The organism is Leifsonia sp. NPDC058230, assembly GCF_042882245.1.
In the GTDB taxonomy this organism is placed as follows: domain Bacteria; phylum Actinomycetota; class Actinomycetes; order Actinomycetales; family Microbacteriaceae; genus Leifsonia.
On record NZ_JBHVWM010000005.1, the window covers coordinates 293,641 to 309,807 of the forward strand.

Annotated in this window: 16 protein-coding genes; 9 read left to right on the plus strand and 7 right to left on the minus strand. The window is 68.0% G+C overall.

The window, feature by feature from the left end; translation table 11 throughout:
• The first annotated feature begins 221 nt into the window (after window positions 1–221).
• Window positions 222–1,373 (plus strand): non-hydrolyzing UDP-N-acetylglucosamine 2-epimerase, encoded by a 1,152-nt coding sequence (wecB, locus tag ACFVV0_RS17375; protein ID WP_387065886.1) that lies wholly within the window; start codon window positions 222–224, stop codon window positions 1,371–1,373.
• Here wecB and ACFVV0_RS17380 read toward each other — a convergent pair.
• From ACFVV0_RS17380 to ACFVV0_RS17395, 4 genes are read right to left on the minus strand one after another with little or no spacing between them, the layout of a single operon-like run.
• Window positions 1,357–2,328: a glycosyltransferase family 2 protein gene (locus ACFVV0_RS17380; RefSeq protein WP_387065889.1), complete on the minus strand. Its 972-nt coding sequence runs from the start codon at window positions 2,326–2,328 to the stop codon at window positions 1,357–1,359. The two genes, wecB and ACFVV0_RS17380, sit on opposite strands and share 17 nt — an antisense overlap.
• Before the next feature lie 4 nt (window positions 2,329–2,332).
• Window positions 2,333–3,589, minus strand: coding sequence for a UDP-N-acetyl-D-mannosamine dehydrogenase (gene wecC / locus ACFVV0_RS17385; RefSeq protein ID WP_387065891.1), 1,257 nt, complete (start codon window positions 3,587–3,589; stop codon window positions 2,333–2,335).
• Entirely contained in the window at window positions 3,582–4,400 is an 819-nt protein-coding gene (locus ACFVV0_RS17390; RefSeq protein ID WP_387065894.1) for a WecB/TagA/CpsF family glycosyltransferase, read from the minus strand. Before ACFVV0_RS17390 ends, wecC begins: the two co-directional genes overlap by 8 nt.
• On the minus strand, window positions 4,397–5,563 hold the full coding sequence (locus ACFVV0_RS17395; protein WP_387065897.1) for a hypothetical protein: 1,167 nt from the start codon (window positions 5,561–5,563) through the stop codon (window positions 4,397–4,399). The genes ACFVV0_RS17390 and ACFVV0_RS17395 overlap by 4 nt, the downstream gene beginning before the upstream one ends.
• A 234-nt stretch (window positions 5,564–5,797) precedes the next feature.
• Here ACFVV0_RS17395 and lhgO point away from each other — a divergent pair, with 234 nt between their 5' ends.
• The 7 genes from lhgO to ACFVV0_RS17430 all read left to right on the plus strand — a co-directional run bounded on the left by lhgO (window position 5,798) and on the right by ACFVV0_RS17430 (window position 13,341).
• Complete coding sequence (lhgO, locus tag ACFVV0_RS17400; RefSeq protein WP_387065899.1) at window positions 5,798–7,003, plus strand: L-2-hydroxyglutarate oxidase; 1,206 nt, start codon at window positions 5,798–5,800, stop codon at window positions 7,001–7,003.
• A 344-nt stretch (window positions 7,004–7,347) separates the two neighbouring features.
• A complete protein-coding gene (locus ACFVV0_RS17405) occupies window positions 7,348–8,892 on the plus strand; it encodes a sugar transferase (protein WP_387065902.1) in 1,545 nt (514 codons plus the stop codon).
• A gap of 44 nt (window positions 8,893–8,936) precedes the next feature.
• Window positions 8,937–9,563, plus strand: a complete 627-nt coding sequence (locus ACFVV0_RS17410; RefSeq protein WP_387065905.1) for an acyltransferase — start codon at window positions 8,937–8,939, stop codon at window positions 9,561–9,563.
• Window positions 9,560–10,225, plus strand: coding sequence for a hypothetical protein (locus ACFVV0_RS17415; protein WP_387065907.1), 666 nt, complete (start codon window positions 9,560–9,562; stop codon window positions 10,223–10,225). Before ACFVV0_RS17410 ends, ACFVV0_RS17415 begins: the two co-directional genes overlap by 4 nt.
• A gap of 4 nt (window positions 10,226–10,229) precedes the next feature.
• Window positions 10,230–11,552 (plus strand): MFS transporter, encoded by a 1,323-nt coding sequence (locus ACFVV0_RS17420; protein ID WP_387065910.1) that lies wholly within the window; start codon window positions 10,230–10,232, stop codon window positions 11,550–11,552.
• Window positions 11,549–12,562 (plus strand): hypothetical protein, encoded by a 1,014-nt coding sequence (locus ACFVV0_RS17425; RefSeq protein ID WP_387065912.1) that lies wholly within the window; start codon window positions 11,549–11,551, stop codon window positions 12,560–12,562. The genes ACFVV0_RS17420 and ACFVV0_RS17425 overlap by 4 nt, the downstream gene beginning before the upstream one ends.
• A gap of 56 nt (window positions 12,563–12,618) precedes the next feature.
• Window positions 12,619–13,341, plus strand: coding sequence for an SOS response-associated peptidase (locus ACFVV0_RS17430; protein ID WP_387065915.1), 723 nt, complete (start codon window positions 12,619–12,621; stop codon window positions 13,339–13,341).
• A gap of 21 nt (window positions 13,342–13,362) precedes the next feature.
• Here ACFVV0_RS17430 and mgrA read toward each other — a convergent pair whose 3' ends face one another.
• The 3 genes from mgrA to ACFVV0_RS17445 all read right to left on the minus strand — a co-directional run bounded on the left by mgrA (window position 13,363) and on the right by ACFVV0_RS17445 (window position 15,279).
• A complete protein-coding gene (mgrA, locus tag ACFVV0_RS17435; protein ID WP_387065917.1) occupies window positions 13,363–14,403 on the minus strand; it encodes an L-glyceraldehyde 3-phosphate reductase in 1,041 nt (346 codons plus the stop codon).
• A gap of 67 nt (window positions 14,404–14,470) precedes the next feature.
• On the minus strand, window positions 14,471–15,091 hold the full coding sequence (locus ACFVV0_RS17440; RefSeq protein WP_387065920.1) for a hypothetical protein: 621 nt from the start codon (window positions 15,089–15,091) through the stop codon (window positions 14,471–14,473).
• Between the two features lie 5 nt (window positions 15,092–15,096).
• On the minus strand, window positions 15,097–15,279 hold the full coding sequence (locus ACFVV0_RS17445) for a hypothetical protein (RefSeq protein WP_387065922.1): 183 nt from the start codon (window positions 15,277–15,279) through the stop codon (window positions 15,097–15,099).
• A 450-nt stretch (window positions 15,280–15,729) separates the two neighbouring features.
• Here ACFVV0_RS17445 and ACFVV0_RS17450 point away from each other — a divergent pair, with 450 nt between their 5' ends.
• Complete coding sequence (locus tag ACFVV0_RS17450; RefSeq protein ID WP_387065925.1) at window positions 15,730–16,164, plus strand: hypothetical protein; 435 nt, start codon at window positions 15,730–15,732, stop codon at window positions 16,162–16,164.
• Window positions 16,165–16,167 lie beyond the last annotated feature (3 nt).

Here is a 16,167-nt window from a genome sequence, read left to right on the forward strand (position 1 = left end):
AGCATACATGATCAACGTGAGCAAAAGTCCCCAAAACGGGGGTCGCGACACGCGGGCGATGTACTTCGCGACGATCCATCCGTGACGTATGCCAACCCAGACCATAGGATCGAATCGGCCGGGAAGCCCCGCCCGCGAAGGGCGGGCGTCAACGCTCCTGACTCGTCAGCAATTACCCATCTGACCGGCCATTTCCTTTCAGATTAGAGAAGATCCGAGGTGTGGCTTTGCCGAAAGTACTGGTGGTATCCGGAACCCGGCCCGAAGCGATCAAGCTCGCCCCGGTCGTGCACGCGCTGGAGTCGTCGAAGAAGATCGAAACAATCGTGGTCGCGACCGGCCAGCACCGGTCGATGCTCGACCAGGTCAACCGGTTGTTCGGCATCGAACCGCGCTACGACCTCGACGTTCTGAAGGACCGGCCGGATCTCGCCGGGATCACCGCCGCCATCGTGCAGGGGCTCGGTCCGATCCTCGAAGCCGAGCGTCCGGATCTGCTCATGGTGCAGGGCGACACCACCACCGTCTTCGCGGCCGCACTCGCGGCGTTCTACGCCAAGGTTCCCGTCGCCCACGTCGAAGCGGGGCTGCGCACCGGTGACCGGTACAACCCGTTTCCGGAGGAGATCAACCGCCGGCTGACCACATCCCTGACCTCCCTCCACCTCGCGCCGACCGCCACCTCGCGCGCGAACCTGCTGGCCGAAGGAGTGGACCCCGAGTCGATCCACGTGACGGGGAACACGGTAATCGACGCACTGCTCGACGTGACGGCCCGTCACCTCCCGGCGACCGACCCCGCGCTCGCCGGTGTCGCCGAGTCGAAGAGCACGGTACTAATCACCAGCCACCGCCGGGAGAACTGGGGCGAGCCGATGGCGAACATCGGGCGCGCGATCGCCCGGCTGTCGACGGCCTTTCCCGAGACGATGTTCGTGCTCCCCGCCCACCTCAACCCGACCGTTCGGGACACCCTCCTGCCCCCGCTGGCCGGTCTCGCGAACGTGATCGTCACCGAACCGGTGGACTACGTCGACATGGCGTTCCTCCTCACCGCGTCGACGATCGTCATCACCGACAGCGGCGGAGTTCAGGAGGAGGCGCCCAGCCTCGGCAAGCCGGTGCTCGTGCTCCGCGAGACGACCGAACGGCCCGAGGCGGTCGAGGCGGGCACCGTGCGGCTGATCGGCACCGATGAGGAGGCGATCGTCGCGGAGGCGACGGAGCTGCTGACAGACCGCGCCGCATACGAGGCGATGGCGCACGCGGTGAACCCGTACGGAGACGGGCTCGCTGCCCGCCGCATCCTCGGCGCCGTCGAGTACTTCTTCGGCCTCGGTCCCCGACCGGAATCGTTCACGCCGTCGGCATAGGCGGCGCGGCCGGCGCGGCCGGTTGCTGCTGGGGTTCGAGCGCGGGAGGCAGGGTCGCCCACAGCGACCGGGTGCAGACGACGCGCGCCACGAATTGGTTCTCCCGTTTCCACGACCTGGCGAGGTACTGCAGCGCCACCGCCGAGCGGAACAGCGCCGTCGCGAGGCGCGAGTGATGCGCTGAGAAGTAGCGGATGCGATTCACCTCCAGCAGCGCCGCCAGGCGAGGCGACCGGCCTGAACCGCCTCCGATATGGATCGCCTCGGCCTCCGGAAGGTACCGGATGCGGTACCCGGCATCGCGCGTGCGTCGTGCGTAGTCCATCTCTTCCGAGTACAGGAAGTAGGTCTCGCTGTCCCACGATCCGACCTGGGCGTCGCAGTCCGGCGCCACCAACAGGGCTGCGCCGCTCGCCCACGCGACGTCACGATCCCGGGCGTAATCGTCGGCGCGACGGAGCGTGTCTCCGAGCCAGTGCGGCCGGTTCGCGAGGTGCGCTCCGAAGAGGGCCTCTCCCAGTGCGTTGATGACGGTCGGCTCGGTGTGGAGGCTCGTATAGAGGCTCCCGTCCCCGTTCCGCAGCTGCGGTACGGCGATCCCGACCGTCTGGTCGTCGAGAGCAGTCAGCAGGCGATCGAACGCGCCGGCACTCACGACGAGGTCCGGATTCAGCACGGCGAGTGCTTCGCCCGGCCGAAGCTGGCCGCGGGCCACATTGATGGCTCCCGAGTAGCCCAGGTTCTCCCCGGTCTCGATCACCGTGACACCCTCCCGCCGCGCGATCGCCACCGTCTCGTCGGACGAGCCGTTGTCGACGACGACGGTGCGGGCGGGCACAGCGATGTCCTGGGCCAGGATCGACTGCAGCAGCGCGTCGAGGTGTTCGGCGTTGTTGTACGTGACGACGACGACGAGCACGCCCGACGCTCGTGGTGGATGCTCCGTGACCGTCATGGCACTAGCGCCACGCGCCCCGCGTATCGAACACGACCCTGCCCTCGAGCCGAGTCTTGGGGATGGCCTTGAACTGCTCGTGGTCGACGAGCAGTACGAGGATGTCCGCCTCGTCGATCGCATCCGACGCCGACTGCAACCGCACGTTGGGACGGCCTTCGAGCTGGGCGGGCAGGCAGTGGGTGAACGGTTCGACGACCCGGATGTCGAGGTCGGGCTCGGCGTTCGCGATCGCCTCGACGACATCGACCGCCGGGCTCTCCCGCATGTCGTCGACGTTGGCCTTGAACGTGAGTCCCAGGCAGGCGACCGTCGGGTTGCGGAAACGTGAGGCGCGTTCGATCACCTGCTTGGCGACGTGCAGGGGCTTGGAGTCGTTGACCTCCCGGGCAGTGCGGACCAGGCGTGCGAGATCCGGTGCCGCCCCCACGATGAACCACGGGTCCACCGCGATGCAGTGACCGCCGACGCCCGGACCGGGGGAGAGGATGTTGACCCGCGGGTGGTGGTTGGCCAGCCGGATGATCTCCCACACGTCGAGGCGCAGCCGCTCGCCGATCAGGGACAGCTCGTTCGCGAAGGCGATGTTGACGTCGCGATACGCGTTCTCGACCAGCTTCGCCATCTCGGCGCTCGCCGCATCCGTCGTCAGGATGGAGCCCTGGGTGAAGACCCGGTAGAGAGCGGCGGCCCGCTCGGCGCACTGCCTGGTGATGCCCCCGATCACCCGGTCGTTGGTCACGATCTCGATCATGATCCGGCCGGGCAGCACCCGCTCGGGGCAGTGTGCGACGTGGATGTCGGGCAGGCCCTCCGATTCGTGCGGGAAGCGCAGGTCGGGCCGCAGCTCGGCGAGCCAGCGGCTCACCTGTTCGGTGGTCCCGGGCGGCGACGTGGACTCGAGCACGACCAGATCGCCGGCTCGGAGCTTGGGCGCGATCTGTCCCGCCGCGGCCTCTATATAAGAGAGGTCCGCGGTGTGGTCGTCCTGGAACGGCGTCGGCACCGCGATGATGAAGGCGTCGGCCTCGGGAACCTCTGTCGTCGCCGTCAGACGGCCGACGCTCACGGCGCCGCTGACCGCGATCGCCAGATCGGGTTCGACGAACGGAACGTGGCCCTGGGTGACCGCTTCGACCGTCGCTTCGTTGATGTCGACGCCGATGACCTCGATTCCCCGTGTCGCGAGCGCGACCGCGGTCGGCAGGCCGATGTAGCCGAGTCCGAGAATCGCGACTCTGCCGGTGAACGTGTTATCCATTGTGAGACCTCTGTGTCGGTTGTGCGAGGGTGAACGCGGCGGTCGGGCGCCAGCGCTCGCGGGCGGTCAGGGCGATGAACGCCGTGTTCGTCGGCAGGTACCGCTTCCACATGCGCCGAGGCTCCTGGAGCAGCCGATAGGCCCACTCCATCCCCGCGTTCTGCCAGGAGGCGGGGGCCCGTTTCGTCACGCCTGCCATCACGTCGAACGATCCCCCGACGCCGTGAAGCAGCGGAACGCCGAGTTCGTCGCCGAACCGGGCGAGGAAGATCTCCTTCTTCGGCGAGGTGATGCCGAGGAAGAGCATGTCGGCGCCGCTCTCCGCGATCTCACGGGCGACATCGGCCGACTCGTCGTCGGAGAAGTAGCCGTTCCGGCTTCCCACCACCGTCAGGCGGGGGTAGGTGGCCCGGATGCGCGACACCAGCGTGTCGAGCACATCCTGTTTCGCACCCAGGAGGTAGATCGACTGCCCTTCCCGGTCTGCTGACCTGAGCAGTCGTTCGAAGAGGTCGATGCCGGCGATCCGCTCGGGCAGCGGGCGGCCGAGGAGGCGACTCGCCCACACGACCGATTGGCCGTCGGCGACGAGCACGTCGGCTTCGATCAGCGAGTCGCGGAGCAGCTCGTCGTGCCGCATCTTCACGATCTTCGCCGCGTTGACGACGCCGATGAGGTACCGCTGTCTCGAGGCGACGGACACTCGTGCCCGTTCCAGCACCTCGTCCATGGTGAGCGCGTCGAGTTCGAGGCCGTAGAGCAGCTGCCCGCCGCGGGTCGTGTCGCCGGCGCCGGCGGAGGTGGAGGTCATCGTGACGTCTCCTCGATGGTGTCTTCGACGGGTCGCCACGCGTACACGAGCCAGCCGAGCTCGTACGGGCGGCACTCCCTGTCGATCTGGTTCGCGGGGAAAAGGGTGTCGATTCCCGGCAGGTGCCAGCCCGCCTTGATCGATGTCGTGACGGCGGAGAGCTTGCGCGCCGCCTTGGCGGGCTCTCGGCGGCCCACCTTCCTCCAGATCTGGGACTCGTCCTCGGAGACGAGTTCTTCGTCGACTTCCGGATGCGTCGTGAGCCACTCGAGGCCGCGAACGATGGAGTCGGAGTGGTCGTCGCCTCCTGCCTGGGCCAGGTCGAGAAGCGCCATGGGCGCCATCGCGTGCTGGTGCACGCTGTAGACGGGATAGCCCTCGACGACGGACCCGTGACGGGCGTCGTAGTGCCACCACCATTGGCCGGCGTCTCCCTGCAGCGCGCAGATGCGCTCAGCTGCGCGGTTGGCTGCGGCGAGGGCCGTCTCATCGCCGTCGTAGGCGGCGAGCCGTGCCAGAGCCTGGATGGGGTACACCTGGTCGGCGAAGCAGCCGACGTGCGCACGGAAGCGGCCGAGGGAGCCGGCGGGAAGCGCGTGCGGAAAGATGCCCTGTTCTCCCTGGGCCTCCAGGAGCCGGTTGCGGGCGACCCGCGCGATGTCCCTCGCGTGCGGCGCCGCCCCCGCCGTCGCCTGGAGCGCTGCGACCGCTGCCGTGAGCATCCACGCGGTGTCGACCGTCGGCAGTGGGTGCCCGTCGGTCAGGCGCCGGCTGAGCCGTGCGAGGAGGTCGTCGTCCGGCTCTCCGGTGACTTCGGCGGTCGCCCAGGCCACGAGTGCGATCGCACCGGGGTCGGTGGAGACGGCTGCGCGCGGTCGGGCTGCGGCGACGAGGTCGGCGGCCGTGGAACCTCGCAGGATCGACTGCTGGGCGGATCCGGTCAGCGATGCGAGGCCGAGGGCGACGATCGCGGCGTAGCGCAGGTTGCGTCCTTCTCGCCAGAGTTCGCTCGAGTCGGGTGTCGTCCGCGATCCTCGAACCGTCTGGCTGAACTCGGCGGTGTCCGCCATGTACGAGGCAGGAAGACCGCGCTGGGCGAGTGCGCTGTAGGTGCGCACACGCTCGAGGACCTCGGGTGCCTGGATTGGAGCACGGTTGCTCACGGAAACTCCCCCTGTTCGGAAACGTCGACCAGTTGTCTCTTTCGAGAACCGTGCGCGGAGACCATCGCGCCACGAGCGGTTCGCGTACTCAGTAAGTGAAGATTGCTCATATCACCGGTACTAAGCTACCGCGTCATCGGGTTCCGGCGCCCCCCAATTCGAGGGTGAAAAATCCTCACTTATACTGGATCGGGGCTAACATCAGGACTTCCATACCCATTTGGAGGGGTACACGTGCTCAGTCAGTCGGTGGTGATCATCGGCGGCGGGATCCTCGGATTGGCCGTCGCAGAGCGACTGTCGCGCGTCGGGCACGTGGTGACCCTCCTGGAGAAGGAACAGACCTGGGCCGCACATCAGACGGGCCACAACTCGGGAGTCATCCACGCCGGGCCCTACTACGCCCCGGGCTCCCTGAAGGCCAGGATGTGCGCGGCCGGCAACCGGTCGATGGTCGAGTTCGCGCAGGAGCACGGGATCGCGCACAGCGTGCCCGGCAAACTGATCGTCGCCGTCGACGACGAGGAGATCCCGCGCCTGATGATCCTCGCTGAGCGGGCTGTCGCCAACGGAGTGCCGTCACGGCTGATCGGAGCGGACGAGGCCCGCGAGTACGAGCCGCACGTGAGCGCCGTCCGTGCGCTGCGGGTCGAGTCCACCGGCATCATCGACTATCCGGCGGTCACGCGGAAGCTCGCCGAACTCGCGACCATCCACGGTGCGGACCTGCTGACCGGCGCCAAGGTCGAGCGCATCCTCGCCGACCACGAGGGCGTGCGGGTGCTCCACAGCAGGGGCGAGGTGCGAGCCGATCTCCTCATCAACTGCGCGGGGCTTCATGCCGACCGGATCGCAGCCCTGGCCGGGGTCGAGCCCGAGGTGCGCATCGTCCCCTTCCGCGGTGAGTACTACGAGCTGAAGGCGGAGCGGCGCGATCTGGTGAACGGGCTCATCTACCCGGTTCCCGATCCTGAGCTTCCGTTCCTGGGCGTGCATCTGACGCGGATGATCGACGGAACAGTGCATGCCGGCCCGAACGCCGTGCTCGCGCTCGCCCGGGAGGGGTACGACTGGGGAACGGTCAACCTCCGTGACACGATCGACGCGCTCGGTTATCCGGGATTCCTGCGCATGGCGCGGAACAACCTCGGCACCGGCGCGGCCGAGGTCGTTCGATCGCTGTCGCAGAGGGTCTTCGCCCGGAGTCTGGCGCGGCTCGTTCCCGAGCTCGGGACCGCCGACATCGTCCGAGCGGGTGCCGGAGTGCGGGCCCAGGCGATCAGGCGGGACGGTTCGCTCGCCGACGACTTCGTCATCCAGTCCGCCCCGCGACAGGTCCACGTGCTGAATGCTCCCTCGCCAGCTGCGACGAGTGCCCTGGAGATCGCGGCGTCCATCGCCACCGTCGCCGGCCTGAGCAGCCACCCGCTCGCCTACTGACCCCCGGGACGACGCTTGGCCCCCCAAGAGGGGGGTCGTCAGGCAACATTAGTGATGTATTCTCATTTTTGTAGATAGGTGAGGAACAATCACTTTTGACCCGGTCTCACCGAGAGACGCACCGATCTACTGAAATGCACCTGTCGAAACCCGATGAAGCAGGGGGATCCTTCCGTGATCAGTTGCGCAATTGCACGGCCAGCGCATGAGCGCGGAGCGTGGACCCCTCCCCAGGTGGCAGATCCCACAATCGGGGCCGGCGGCGGCGAAGCCGTTCGAGACCACGGCTTTCCCCCAGCCGTCGCCGGTTCTGCTTCTTGGGAGTCCACGCGGAGGGCGCGATCATGACCGTCCTTCGCCCCCGATCCATCGCCGGAGACGTTCCGCGTCGCAGCCGGCGACCGTTCCGCAGCTCTGAACAGGGCGCAAACAGCGTCGGCCCGCACGCGGTCGCCCGCCGGAGCGAATCGCAGACCTGGGCGCGTCACTACCGCTCGAAGCTCCGCGTGACCGACACGGTCATCATCGTCCTGTCCATCGCCACGGCCTTCGTCGTGCGGTTCGGGCCCGACGACGTCGCCACCAACATCTCCGGCTTCCCGGTCGGCTACCTCCTGATCTCCATCCTCATCGCCGGCACCTGGGTGATCGCCCTCTCGGCGGGCCACACCCGCGACCCGCGTGTGATCGGGATGGGCCCCACCGAGTACAAGCGCGTGGCGAGTGCCAGCGCTCTCACCTTCGGCATCCTCGCCATCGCCTTCCTGATCGCCAAGGTCGACATCGCGCGAGGCTACTTCGTGCTGGCACTCCCGATCGGAGCCGTCGGCCTGATCGGCAGCCGCTGGCTGTGGCGGCAGTGGCTCCTCCGCCAGCGCCGGTTCGACCACTACCTGTCCCGGGCACTCGTCGTCGGCAGCGCAGACGATGTCGAGTACGTCACCGCTCAGATCCGGCAGAAGTCGGGCGCCGCGTACAACGTGGTCGGCGCAGCTATCGACGAGGTCGGTCTCACCAACATCGCCGTGGCCGGTGGCGATCTCCCTGTAGTGGGGGACCTCAACGGGATCACAGCGGCGGCATCCGGTCTCAACGTCGACACCGTGATCGTCGCTGGTCAGCCTCGCGGGGGGAGCAGATTCATCCGCAACCTCGGCTGGGCCCTCGAGGGCACCGCCACCGAGCTCGTGCTCGCGTCGCGTCTCACGGATGTCGCGGGTCCGCGCATCCACTTCCGTCCGGTTGAGGGTCTTCCGCTCATCCACGTGGAGATCCCGCAGTTCGAGGGCGGCAAGCACGTGCTCAAGCGGATGCTCGACGTCGTGGTCTCGGCGACGGCCCTGCTCATCCTTCTCCCGTTCATGCTCGTGATCGGGCTGGCGATCCGCTTCGACAGCCCCGGTGCCGCGATCTTCAGGCAGGAGCGGGTGGGCCGCAACGGCTCCACCTTCCGCATGCTGAAGTTCCGCTCGATGGTGCAGGATGCTGAGGCCGGTCTCGCGGCCCTTCGCGCCCGCAACGAGGGCGCGGGCGTGCTCTTCAAGATGAAGGCCGACCCCCGCGTCACCAAGATCGGGAAGGTGCTGCGCAAGCTGTCGATCGACGAGCTGCCGCAGCTCTGGAATGTGCTGGTCGGCGACATGAGTCTCGTCGGCCCCCGCCCGCCGCTTCGCCGCGAGGTCGACGGCTACGAGACGCACGTCCACCGCCGCCTCTACATCAAGCCTGGTCTCACCGGGATGTGGCAGGTGAACGGACGCTCCGACCTCTCCTGGGAGGAGAGCGTGAGGCTCGACCTCTACTACGTGGAGAACTGGTCGCTCACGGGCGATCTGGTGATCCTCTGGCGCACGGCTCGCGTGCTCCTCCATCCCACGGGCGCCTACTAGGCGCCCACCGAACCACCCGACGCGACGACCTGGGGGCGACGCTCATGACTGAAACGAAGAACACGAACGGTGCACGGATTGCACCGACCGCTGATGTCGACGCCCACGCTCACGTGGGTGACGGCACCAGGGTGTGGCATCTCGCGCAGGTACGCGAGGGCGCCCGGATCGGCCGCGACTGCATCCTGGGCCGCGGCGCCTATGTCGGACCGGGCGTCATCGTCGGCGACAACTGCAAGCTGCAGAACTACGCGCTCGTGTACGAACCGGCGGTGCTCGAAGACGGCGTGTTCGTCGGGCCGGCCGTCGTGTTCACCAACGACGAGTTTCCCCGGGCCATCAACCCGGACGGTTCGCTGAAGTCAGCGGACGACTGGCACGCCGTCGGCGTGACCGTGCGCACGGGCGCTTCTATCGGCGCCCGCTCGGTGTGCATCGCTCCTGTGACGATCGGGCGGTGGGCGCTCGTGGCTGCAGGTTCCGTTGTGACCAAGGATGTGCCCGATCACGCCGTCGTCGCCGGAGTCCCGGCGCGTCGCATCGGCTGGGTCGGCGAAGCCGGCGTCCCGCTGCGACGCGCCGAGGACGGAACCTTGCGGTGCCCCCTGACAGGAGCGGCATACCGAGAGGTCGGCGACGAGCTCATCTCCGTTGTGGAGGTGGCGTCATGATGAAGTCCAAGATGCTGATCATGGGCGGCCTGACCGCCGCCCTGGTGATCGCGGTCGGCGGTTTCGTGCTCACGCAGCTTCCGGTCGGCGGCGCGACCACCGCATCCGGCCCGTCATCGTCATCGTCGACGCCGACGCAGAAGGCCTCGCCACCCCCGTCGGCGGCGACAGCCGACCCCGGCACCGGCGCGCCCCCGACGGACGCGGCCATTCCGCCCGCGGACGGCAAGCGGTTCACCACCGAGGTGCAGCCCCCGGGCGAAGCGACGCAGGGCCTGCCGGCGAGCAAGGTCCTCCCCGAGCTGGTGAGCGCGCCACTACCCGAGTCGGCCAGTGCCGTCGGCGCGCTCGCTAAGGGCTATCCCGCCAAGGCCCTCCCTGCTGCACCGGGATCGAAGATCCGCAACAGCTCGGTCGCCTCCGACAAGACGCACCTCCAGGTCACCCTCACGGCGAAGACCGACGCAGAGGTCACCGAGGTGGTGGCGTTCTACCGCACGGCGCTCGCGAACTACGGCATGTACGACACCCCGTCGCCCGCCCTCAACGGCGCGACCGCCGTGTCGTTCAGCCGCGGTGCCAACTCGGTGACGGTCACGGCGACGCCCGGATCGGGCGGAACGACCTACGTCGTGTTCGGCACGTTCACGGTCAAGGGCTGATCCCGTGTACCTCTCCTTCTCCGATCGCGGCAAGTCCGCCGAGTCCGTCGCCGATCCGGACGTCGAGTCCGACGTCGAGACGGATGCACAGGCACCCGCATCCGGGGACCGCTCCCGTACGCGAGTGGCGGTCACCCGCGTCTCGTCGGTCGTCGTGGCCCTGGGCATCGTCAGCATGCTCACCGACATCTCCTCGGAGTCGGTCGCCGCCATTCTCCCGCTCTACATCACGGGAGTCCTCGGGCTCTCGACCATCGCCTACGGCTTCATCGACGGCCTGTACCAGGGAGTCAGTGCCATCGTGCGCATCGCGGGCGGCTGGGCGGCCGACCGCGGAGACCAGCCCAAGTGGATCGCGTTCTTCGGCTACGGCGTCTCGGCCGTGGCCCGCATCGGCCTGCTCTTCGCAGGCGGCTTCGCTGCGATCACCGCCATCGTCGCGATCGACCGCATCGGCAAGGGCGTGCGCACGGCTCCGCGCGACGCGCTCATCTCGGCGTCGTCCACCCCGAAGAACCTGGGTCGTTCCTTCGGGGTGCACCGGATGCTCGACACCGTCGGCGCCGCAGTCGGACCACTCCTCGCCTTCCTCATCCTCTTCTTCATCCCCGACGGATACCACACGGTCTTCGTCGTGTCGCTCGCCTGCGCCATCCTCGGCGTGGCCGTGCTCGGCATCCTCGTCCCCAACAAGCGCCCGCGGGCCGAGCGCGCGAAGGCGGGCGGCTCGAAGGCGCCGTTCCGCTGGCGTCAGCTCACCGACCCGCGGCTGCGCCGCGTACTGCTCGTCTCCGGGCTGCTCGGTCTGCTCACGATCGGCGACGGATTCATCTACCTCGTTCTCCAGAGCCGCAGCGCCTTCGCGGCCGAGTGGTTCCCTCTGCTCTACGTCGGAACCAACATCGCCTTCCTGGCCCTGGCCATCCCGCTCGGACGTCTCTCCGACAAGATCGGCCGCGCGCGGGTGTTCGTGCTCGGTCACCTGGCGCTGCTGGCCACCTACATCTGCGCGGCCCTCCCCGTGGCGGGCGCCCCGCTCACGATCGTCTGCCTCCTCCTGCTCGGCGTGTTCTACGCGGCGACCGACGGCATCCTCGCGGCACTCGCCAGCGAGAGCACCCCGGTCGAGAGCCGCGCGAGCGGCATCGCCGCCGCCCAGACGGTGGTCGCGCTCGCCCGGCTGATCGCGTCTGTCGGCTTCGGCGTCCTCTGGTTCACCGTCGGGCGAACGGATGCGATGATCATCGCCTCCGTGGCGCTCGCCGTGGTCATCCCGATCGTCGCCTACCTGCTGCGCGGCTTCTTCCGCGTGCGCACCGCCTCATGACCGGCCGTCTGCGATTCTGGCTGATCACCGCGATCACGGTCGCATTGCTCGGCGGAGCGATGGGATACGGCGCATACGCCTTCGTCGACTACCGCAGCCGCGCGGATGCGCCGAGCCAGGTCGAAACGGACGCCCCGGCCACGGCGGCCAGCGGCCCCCGCATCGTCTTCCGCAACACCGCATCCGGTGCCGGGTACGGACTCGTCGCCTCGGTCCCCCTCGCGGACCCCTCGGGAGCGCGGTCGCTCACGAAGCTCGCCTGCGACCGGGTCTACGCGACGCAGGAGAACGAGATGTGCCTGCACATCGATCGCGGCGTCGTCACCAGCTTCGGTGCGACGCTCTACGACGCGGCCGGCAAGGAGCTCAAGTCGTGGCCGCTGCCGGGCATCCCGAGCCGCACCCGCATCTCGGCCGACTCGCGCCTGGTCGCCCAGACATCGTTCGTCACCGGCGCCTCGTACGGCACGGTCGGCTTCTCGACGCAGACCACGATCTCGCAGGTCAACGGCATCGACTACGGCAACCTCGAGGACTTCACCTTCCTGGTCGACGGTCAGCAGGTGACGGCCGTGGATCGCAACTTCTGGGGAGTCACTTTCGCCGCCGACGACAACACCTTCTATGCCACTGCGGCATCGAACAACCGCACCTGGCTGGTGCGGGGGAACCTGCGCGGTCGCACGCTCGTGGCGATCAAGGACACGGCAGAGTGCCCGTCGCTGTCGCCCGACGGCTCGAAGGTGGCGTACAAGAAGCGCGACTCGACCTCCGGCACGCCGACCTGGTCGCTCGCGGTGCTGGACTTCGCCACCGGAACCGAGACTCTGCTGCCGACGAAGGGCAACGTCGACGACCAGGCTCTCTGGCTGGACGACTCGACCCTGCTCTACGGGATGCCCGACGCCAAGACCGTCGGCGACAGCAACATCTGGTCCATCCCCGCCGACGGCAGCGCGGGGCCGACGATGTTCCTCCGGCACGCCTGGTCGCCCTCGATCGTGCAGTGACCGCGTATACGGACGTGGACACCGATGGAGTCGGTGGTCGGTCGTAGGCTGATTGCATGTGCGGGCGCTTCGCAATGGACAAAGAGACCGACGACATGATCCAGGAGTTCGTGGCCGAGGGCGGCGACTTCCGCGACTGGCGGCCGAGCTGGAACATCGCGCCGACCGACCCCATCCCGATCTTCCTCGAGAGCAAGAAGAACGACGAGCCGTCAGTGCGCAGGCTCGAGTTGGCGCGCTGGTCGCTGGTGCCGTCCTGGTCCAAGGAGCTCAAGACCAAGGTGCCGACCTTCAACGCCCGGGCCGAGACCGCCGCGGAGAAGCCGATGTTCAAAGCATCCGTCGCCTCTCGCCGGGCCATCGTGCCGGCCCGCGGCTATTACGAGTGGCAGACCGATCCGGTCACCAAGAAGAAGACGCCGTACTTCATCCACGCTGCCGACGGCGAGCTGCTCGGCCTAGCGGGCCTCTACGCCTGGTGGGCAGACCCGGCCCTCTCCCGCGACGACCCCGCTCGCTGGCACCTGACCGCCACCATCCTGACCTCGGATGCGGTGCAGACCCTCGAGGACATCCATGACCGCAATCCGGTGCCGCTTCCCCGTGAGCTGTGGGATCACTGGGTCGACCCGACCATCGTCGGCGATCAGGCCCTGGTCGACGAGGCGGTGCGCGCCGCCCTCCCGGTGGCCGGCGATCTGGTCTTCGACCGTGTCGGCCCCGTGACCGGCGACGGCCCCGAGCTCATCCAGCCGCTGGAGGACGCCCCCGAGGCCTGATCGGCTCCGCGTCCGGCGGAGTCAGCCGAGCTCGCCGCGCCGCGCCCCCGCCCACAGGTCCACGCCCACGTCCACCGCGTGCTCGTCGATCGCGGCGAGCTCCTCCGGCGTGAAGGTCAGGTTGTCGAGAGCGCCGACGTTCTGCTCCAACTGCGCAACGCTGCTCGCGCCGATCACCAGGGACGTGACCCGGTCGTCCCGCAGCGCCCACGCCAGTGCAAGCTGCGCCAGCGACTGGCCACGAGCCGAAGCGATGTCGTTCAGCGCCCGGATGTGACCCAGCGCCTCGTCGGTCAGCCAGCCCTGATCGAGCGAGCCGCCCTGGGCTGCCCGCGACCCCGCCGGAACGCCGCCCAGGTACTTGTCCGTGAGCATCCCCTGGGCCAGAGCAGTGAAGCCGATCACCCCGAAACCGAGGTCGCCGGCGGCGTCGAGAAGTCCCTCGTTCTCGATCCAGCGGTTCAGCATTGAGTACGACGGCTGGTGGATGAACAGGGGAGTCCCGAGACCGTCGAGGATCTCGGCGGCGCGCCGCGCATCCGCGGCACCGTATGAGGAGATGCCGACGTAGAGCGCCTTGCCCGACCGCACGGCCGTGTCGAGCGCCTGCATCGTCTCCTCCAGCGGCGTCGACGGGTCGGGACGGTGCGAGTAGAAGATGTCGACGTAGTCGAGTCCGAGGCGCTGGAGCGACTGGTCGAGGCTTGCGAGCATGTACTTGCGTCCGCCGCCGCCCTGCCCGTACGGTCCGGGCCACATGTCCCAGCCCGCCTTGGACGACACGACCAGTTCGTCGCGGTACGGCTTCAGCTCGTTCTGCAGCAGGCGTCCGAAGTTGATCTCCGCCGCGCCGTAGGGCGGACCGTAGTTGTTGGCGAGGTCGAAGTGGGTGATCCCGAGGTCGAACGCGCGCAGAACCGTCGCCCGCTGCGTCTCGAACGGGCGGTCGTCGCCGAAGTTCTGCCAGAGGCCCAGCGAGAGTGCGGAAAGGTCGAGCCCGCTGCGGCCCGTGCGGCGGTAGAGCATCCGGTCATAGCGGTCAGGGTTCGGTACGTAGGACATGAGACCACTTTCATCCGTGGCGCCGCGTCTGTCCAATAGTGGGGTGCGATCGATTCAGGGGCGCCGCTTATGAATGGCGCGCGCCCGACACCAGCCGACGCTTCTCCAGCAGCATGTAGATCCCGTACACCGTGGTGCCTCCCGCGGTCGCGAGCGAGACGATCGTCCAGGACTGCTCCACAGTGACGGCTCCGGTTGCGATCAGCACGATGCCGACGATCCCCGCGAGCACCACCCACCCGCCGATGTAGTAGTCGATCGTGCGGTCGAACACGGGGGCGAGCGGAAGGAAGTGCAGACCGACGATGACGGCGATCGCGCCGTTGATGTACTCGTCGTTCCCGGTGGCCCCGAGGATCGCACTCATCACACCGATCAGCACGCCCTCGATTCCGAAGATGATTCCGAAGCGGGCGCCGATGTTGCGGGTCTTCGCGCGGCGCTCATCCGTCGGCACGACGGGGAACCGCCGAGCCGCGACGAACAGCAGGATCCCGTTGACGATGAAGGCCAGCGCGAAGGCGAAGAACACGACGGAGATCGCGATGCCTGCAGCGAGTGGAACGCCCGCGGTGGCCCAGCTTCCCCAGAGCACAGTGAAGAAGCCCATGAGGAGAAGTCCGCCCGCGACCCCCTGCACTCCCGCGCGGGGGATGTCGCTCCGGATGCTCGTCGTCGCGCTCGTCATGCCTGTCAGGCTAAGCCCGCGACCGACCCCCGCGGGGATCGAAAGAGGATCCGCGACAGTTGCTTACGTCGTTTGGGAACCAGGATGAGCCAGAGCAGCGTGATGAAACCGACGGTCACCGCAAGAAGCCCGGTGGCGGAAACAAGGATGATCACCACGTCGAGCGGTGTGGGGACCAAGGGATTCATCGTGCACTCCTGAAATTCGGACCGCTCAGTCGCGTGCCCTGGAACCATGATTGTCTGAAATATCATACGGGTCAACGATGTCTACGGGTCACGCATGCGTCGCCGGCCCTTTGCGCAGCGATCAGCTGCGTGAGGGGAGCCGGATAGGATCCTGCTCAGCGCATCTGAGTTGGCGATCCGCGCGACGCCGCATTCCGCAAAGAGGGGGACTACGCAGTGAGTGCTGAGAAAAGGCCTGAAGCAAGTGCACGAAACCACCAGCGCTCAAGGCGCTTCCTACCGGTCGTCCTGCTTGCCGCAGGGCTTGCCCTGGCCGGATGCACAGCCCCGCCTCCCACGGGGCAGACTCCGCCGCCGGCACAGGCCGTCGGTGCGACGCCGGCACCGACGTCAACTCCGGCGGTCGCGGACGGGCTCCCGACCAGCTGCGACGCCCTGTACTCTCCAGCGTTGCAGGAATTCGTCTCCCCGGATGGCGCCCTCGCACTGAACCCAGCCTGGAAGTCCGGGCCGGACGCTGTCCGCTCCGTCGAGAACGGCTACGGGTCGTGGGATCCGAACCTCGCACGCACGCTCTCGACCGCACCCGGCCTCATCTGCGATTGGGCGCCGCCGGCCGGCCCGTCCGAGCTGTTCCTCACCACACAGGTGCGACACGTCGACGGCACGACGCAAGCAGCTGCGCTGGCACGCCTGGCCACGATCGGTGCCGCGTGCAACGCCTACCTGGGCGGCGACCTGTGCGTGATGAACGCGCCTGACGGCAACGGAGCGCTCGTCGGTGAGTCCCAGTACTTCCGGGACGGCGTTTGGCTGGCGTCCGACTGGTACAACGCCGGCCCAGAGGGCTACACGAACGAGATGATCAAGACCATGTTCGGATGAACG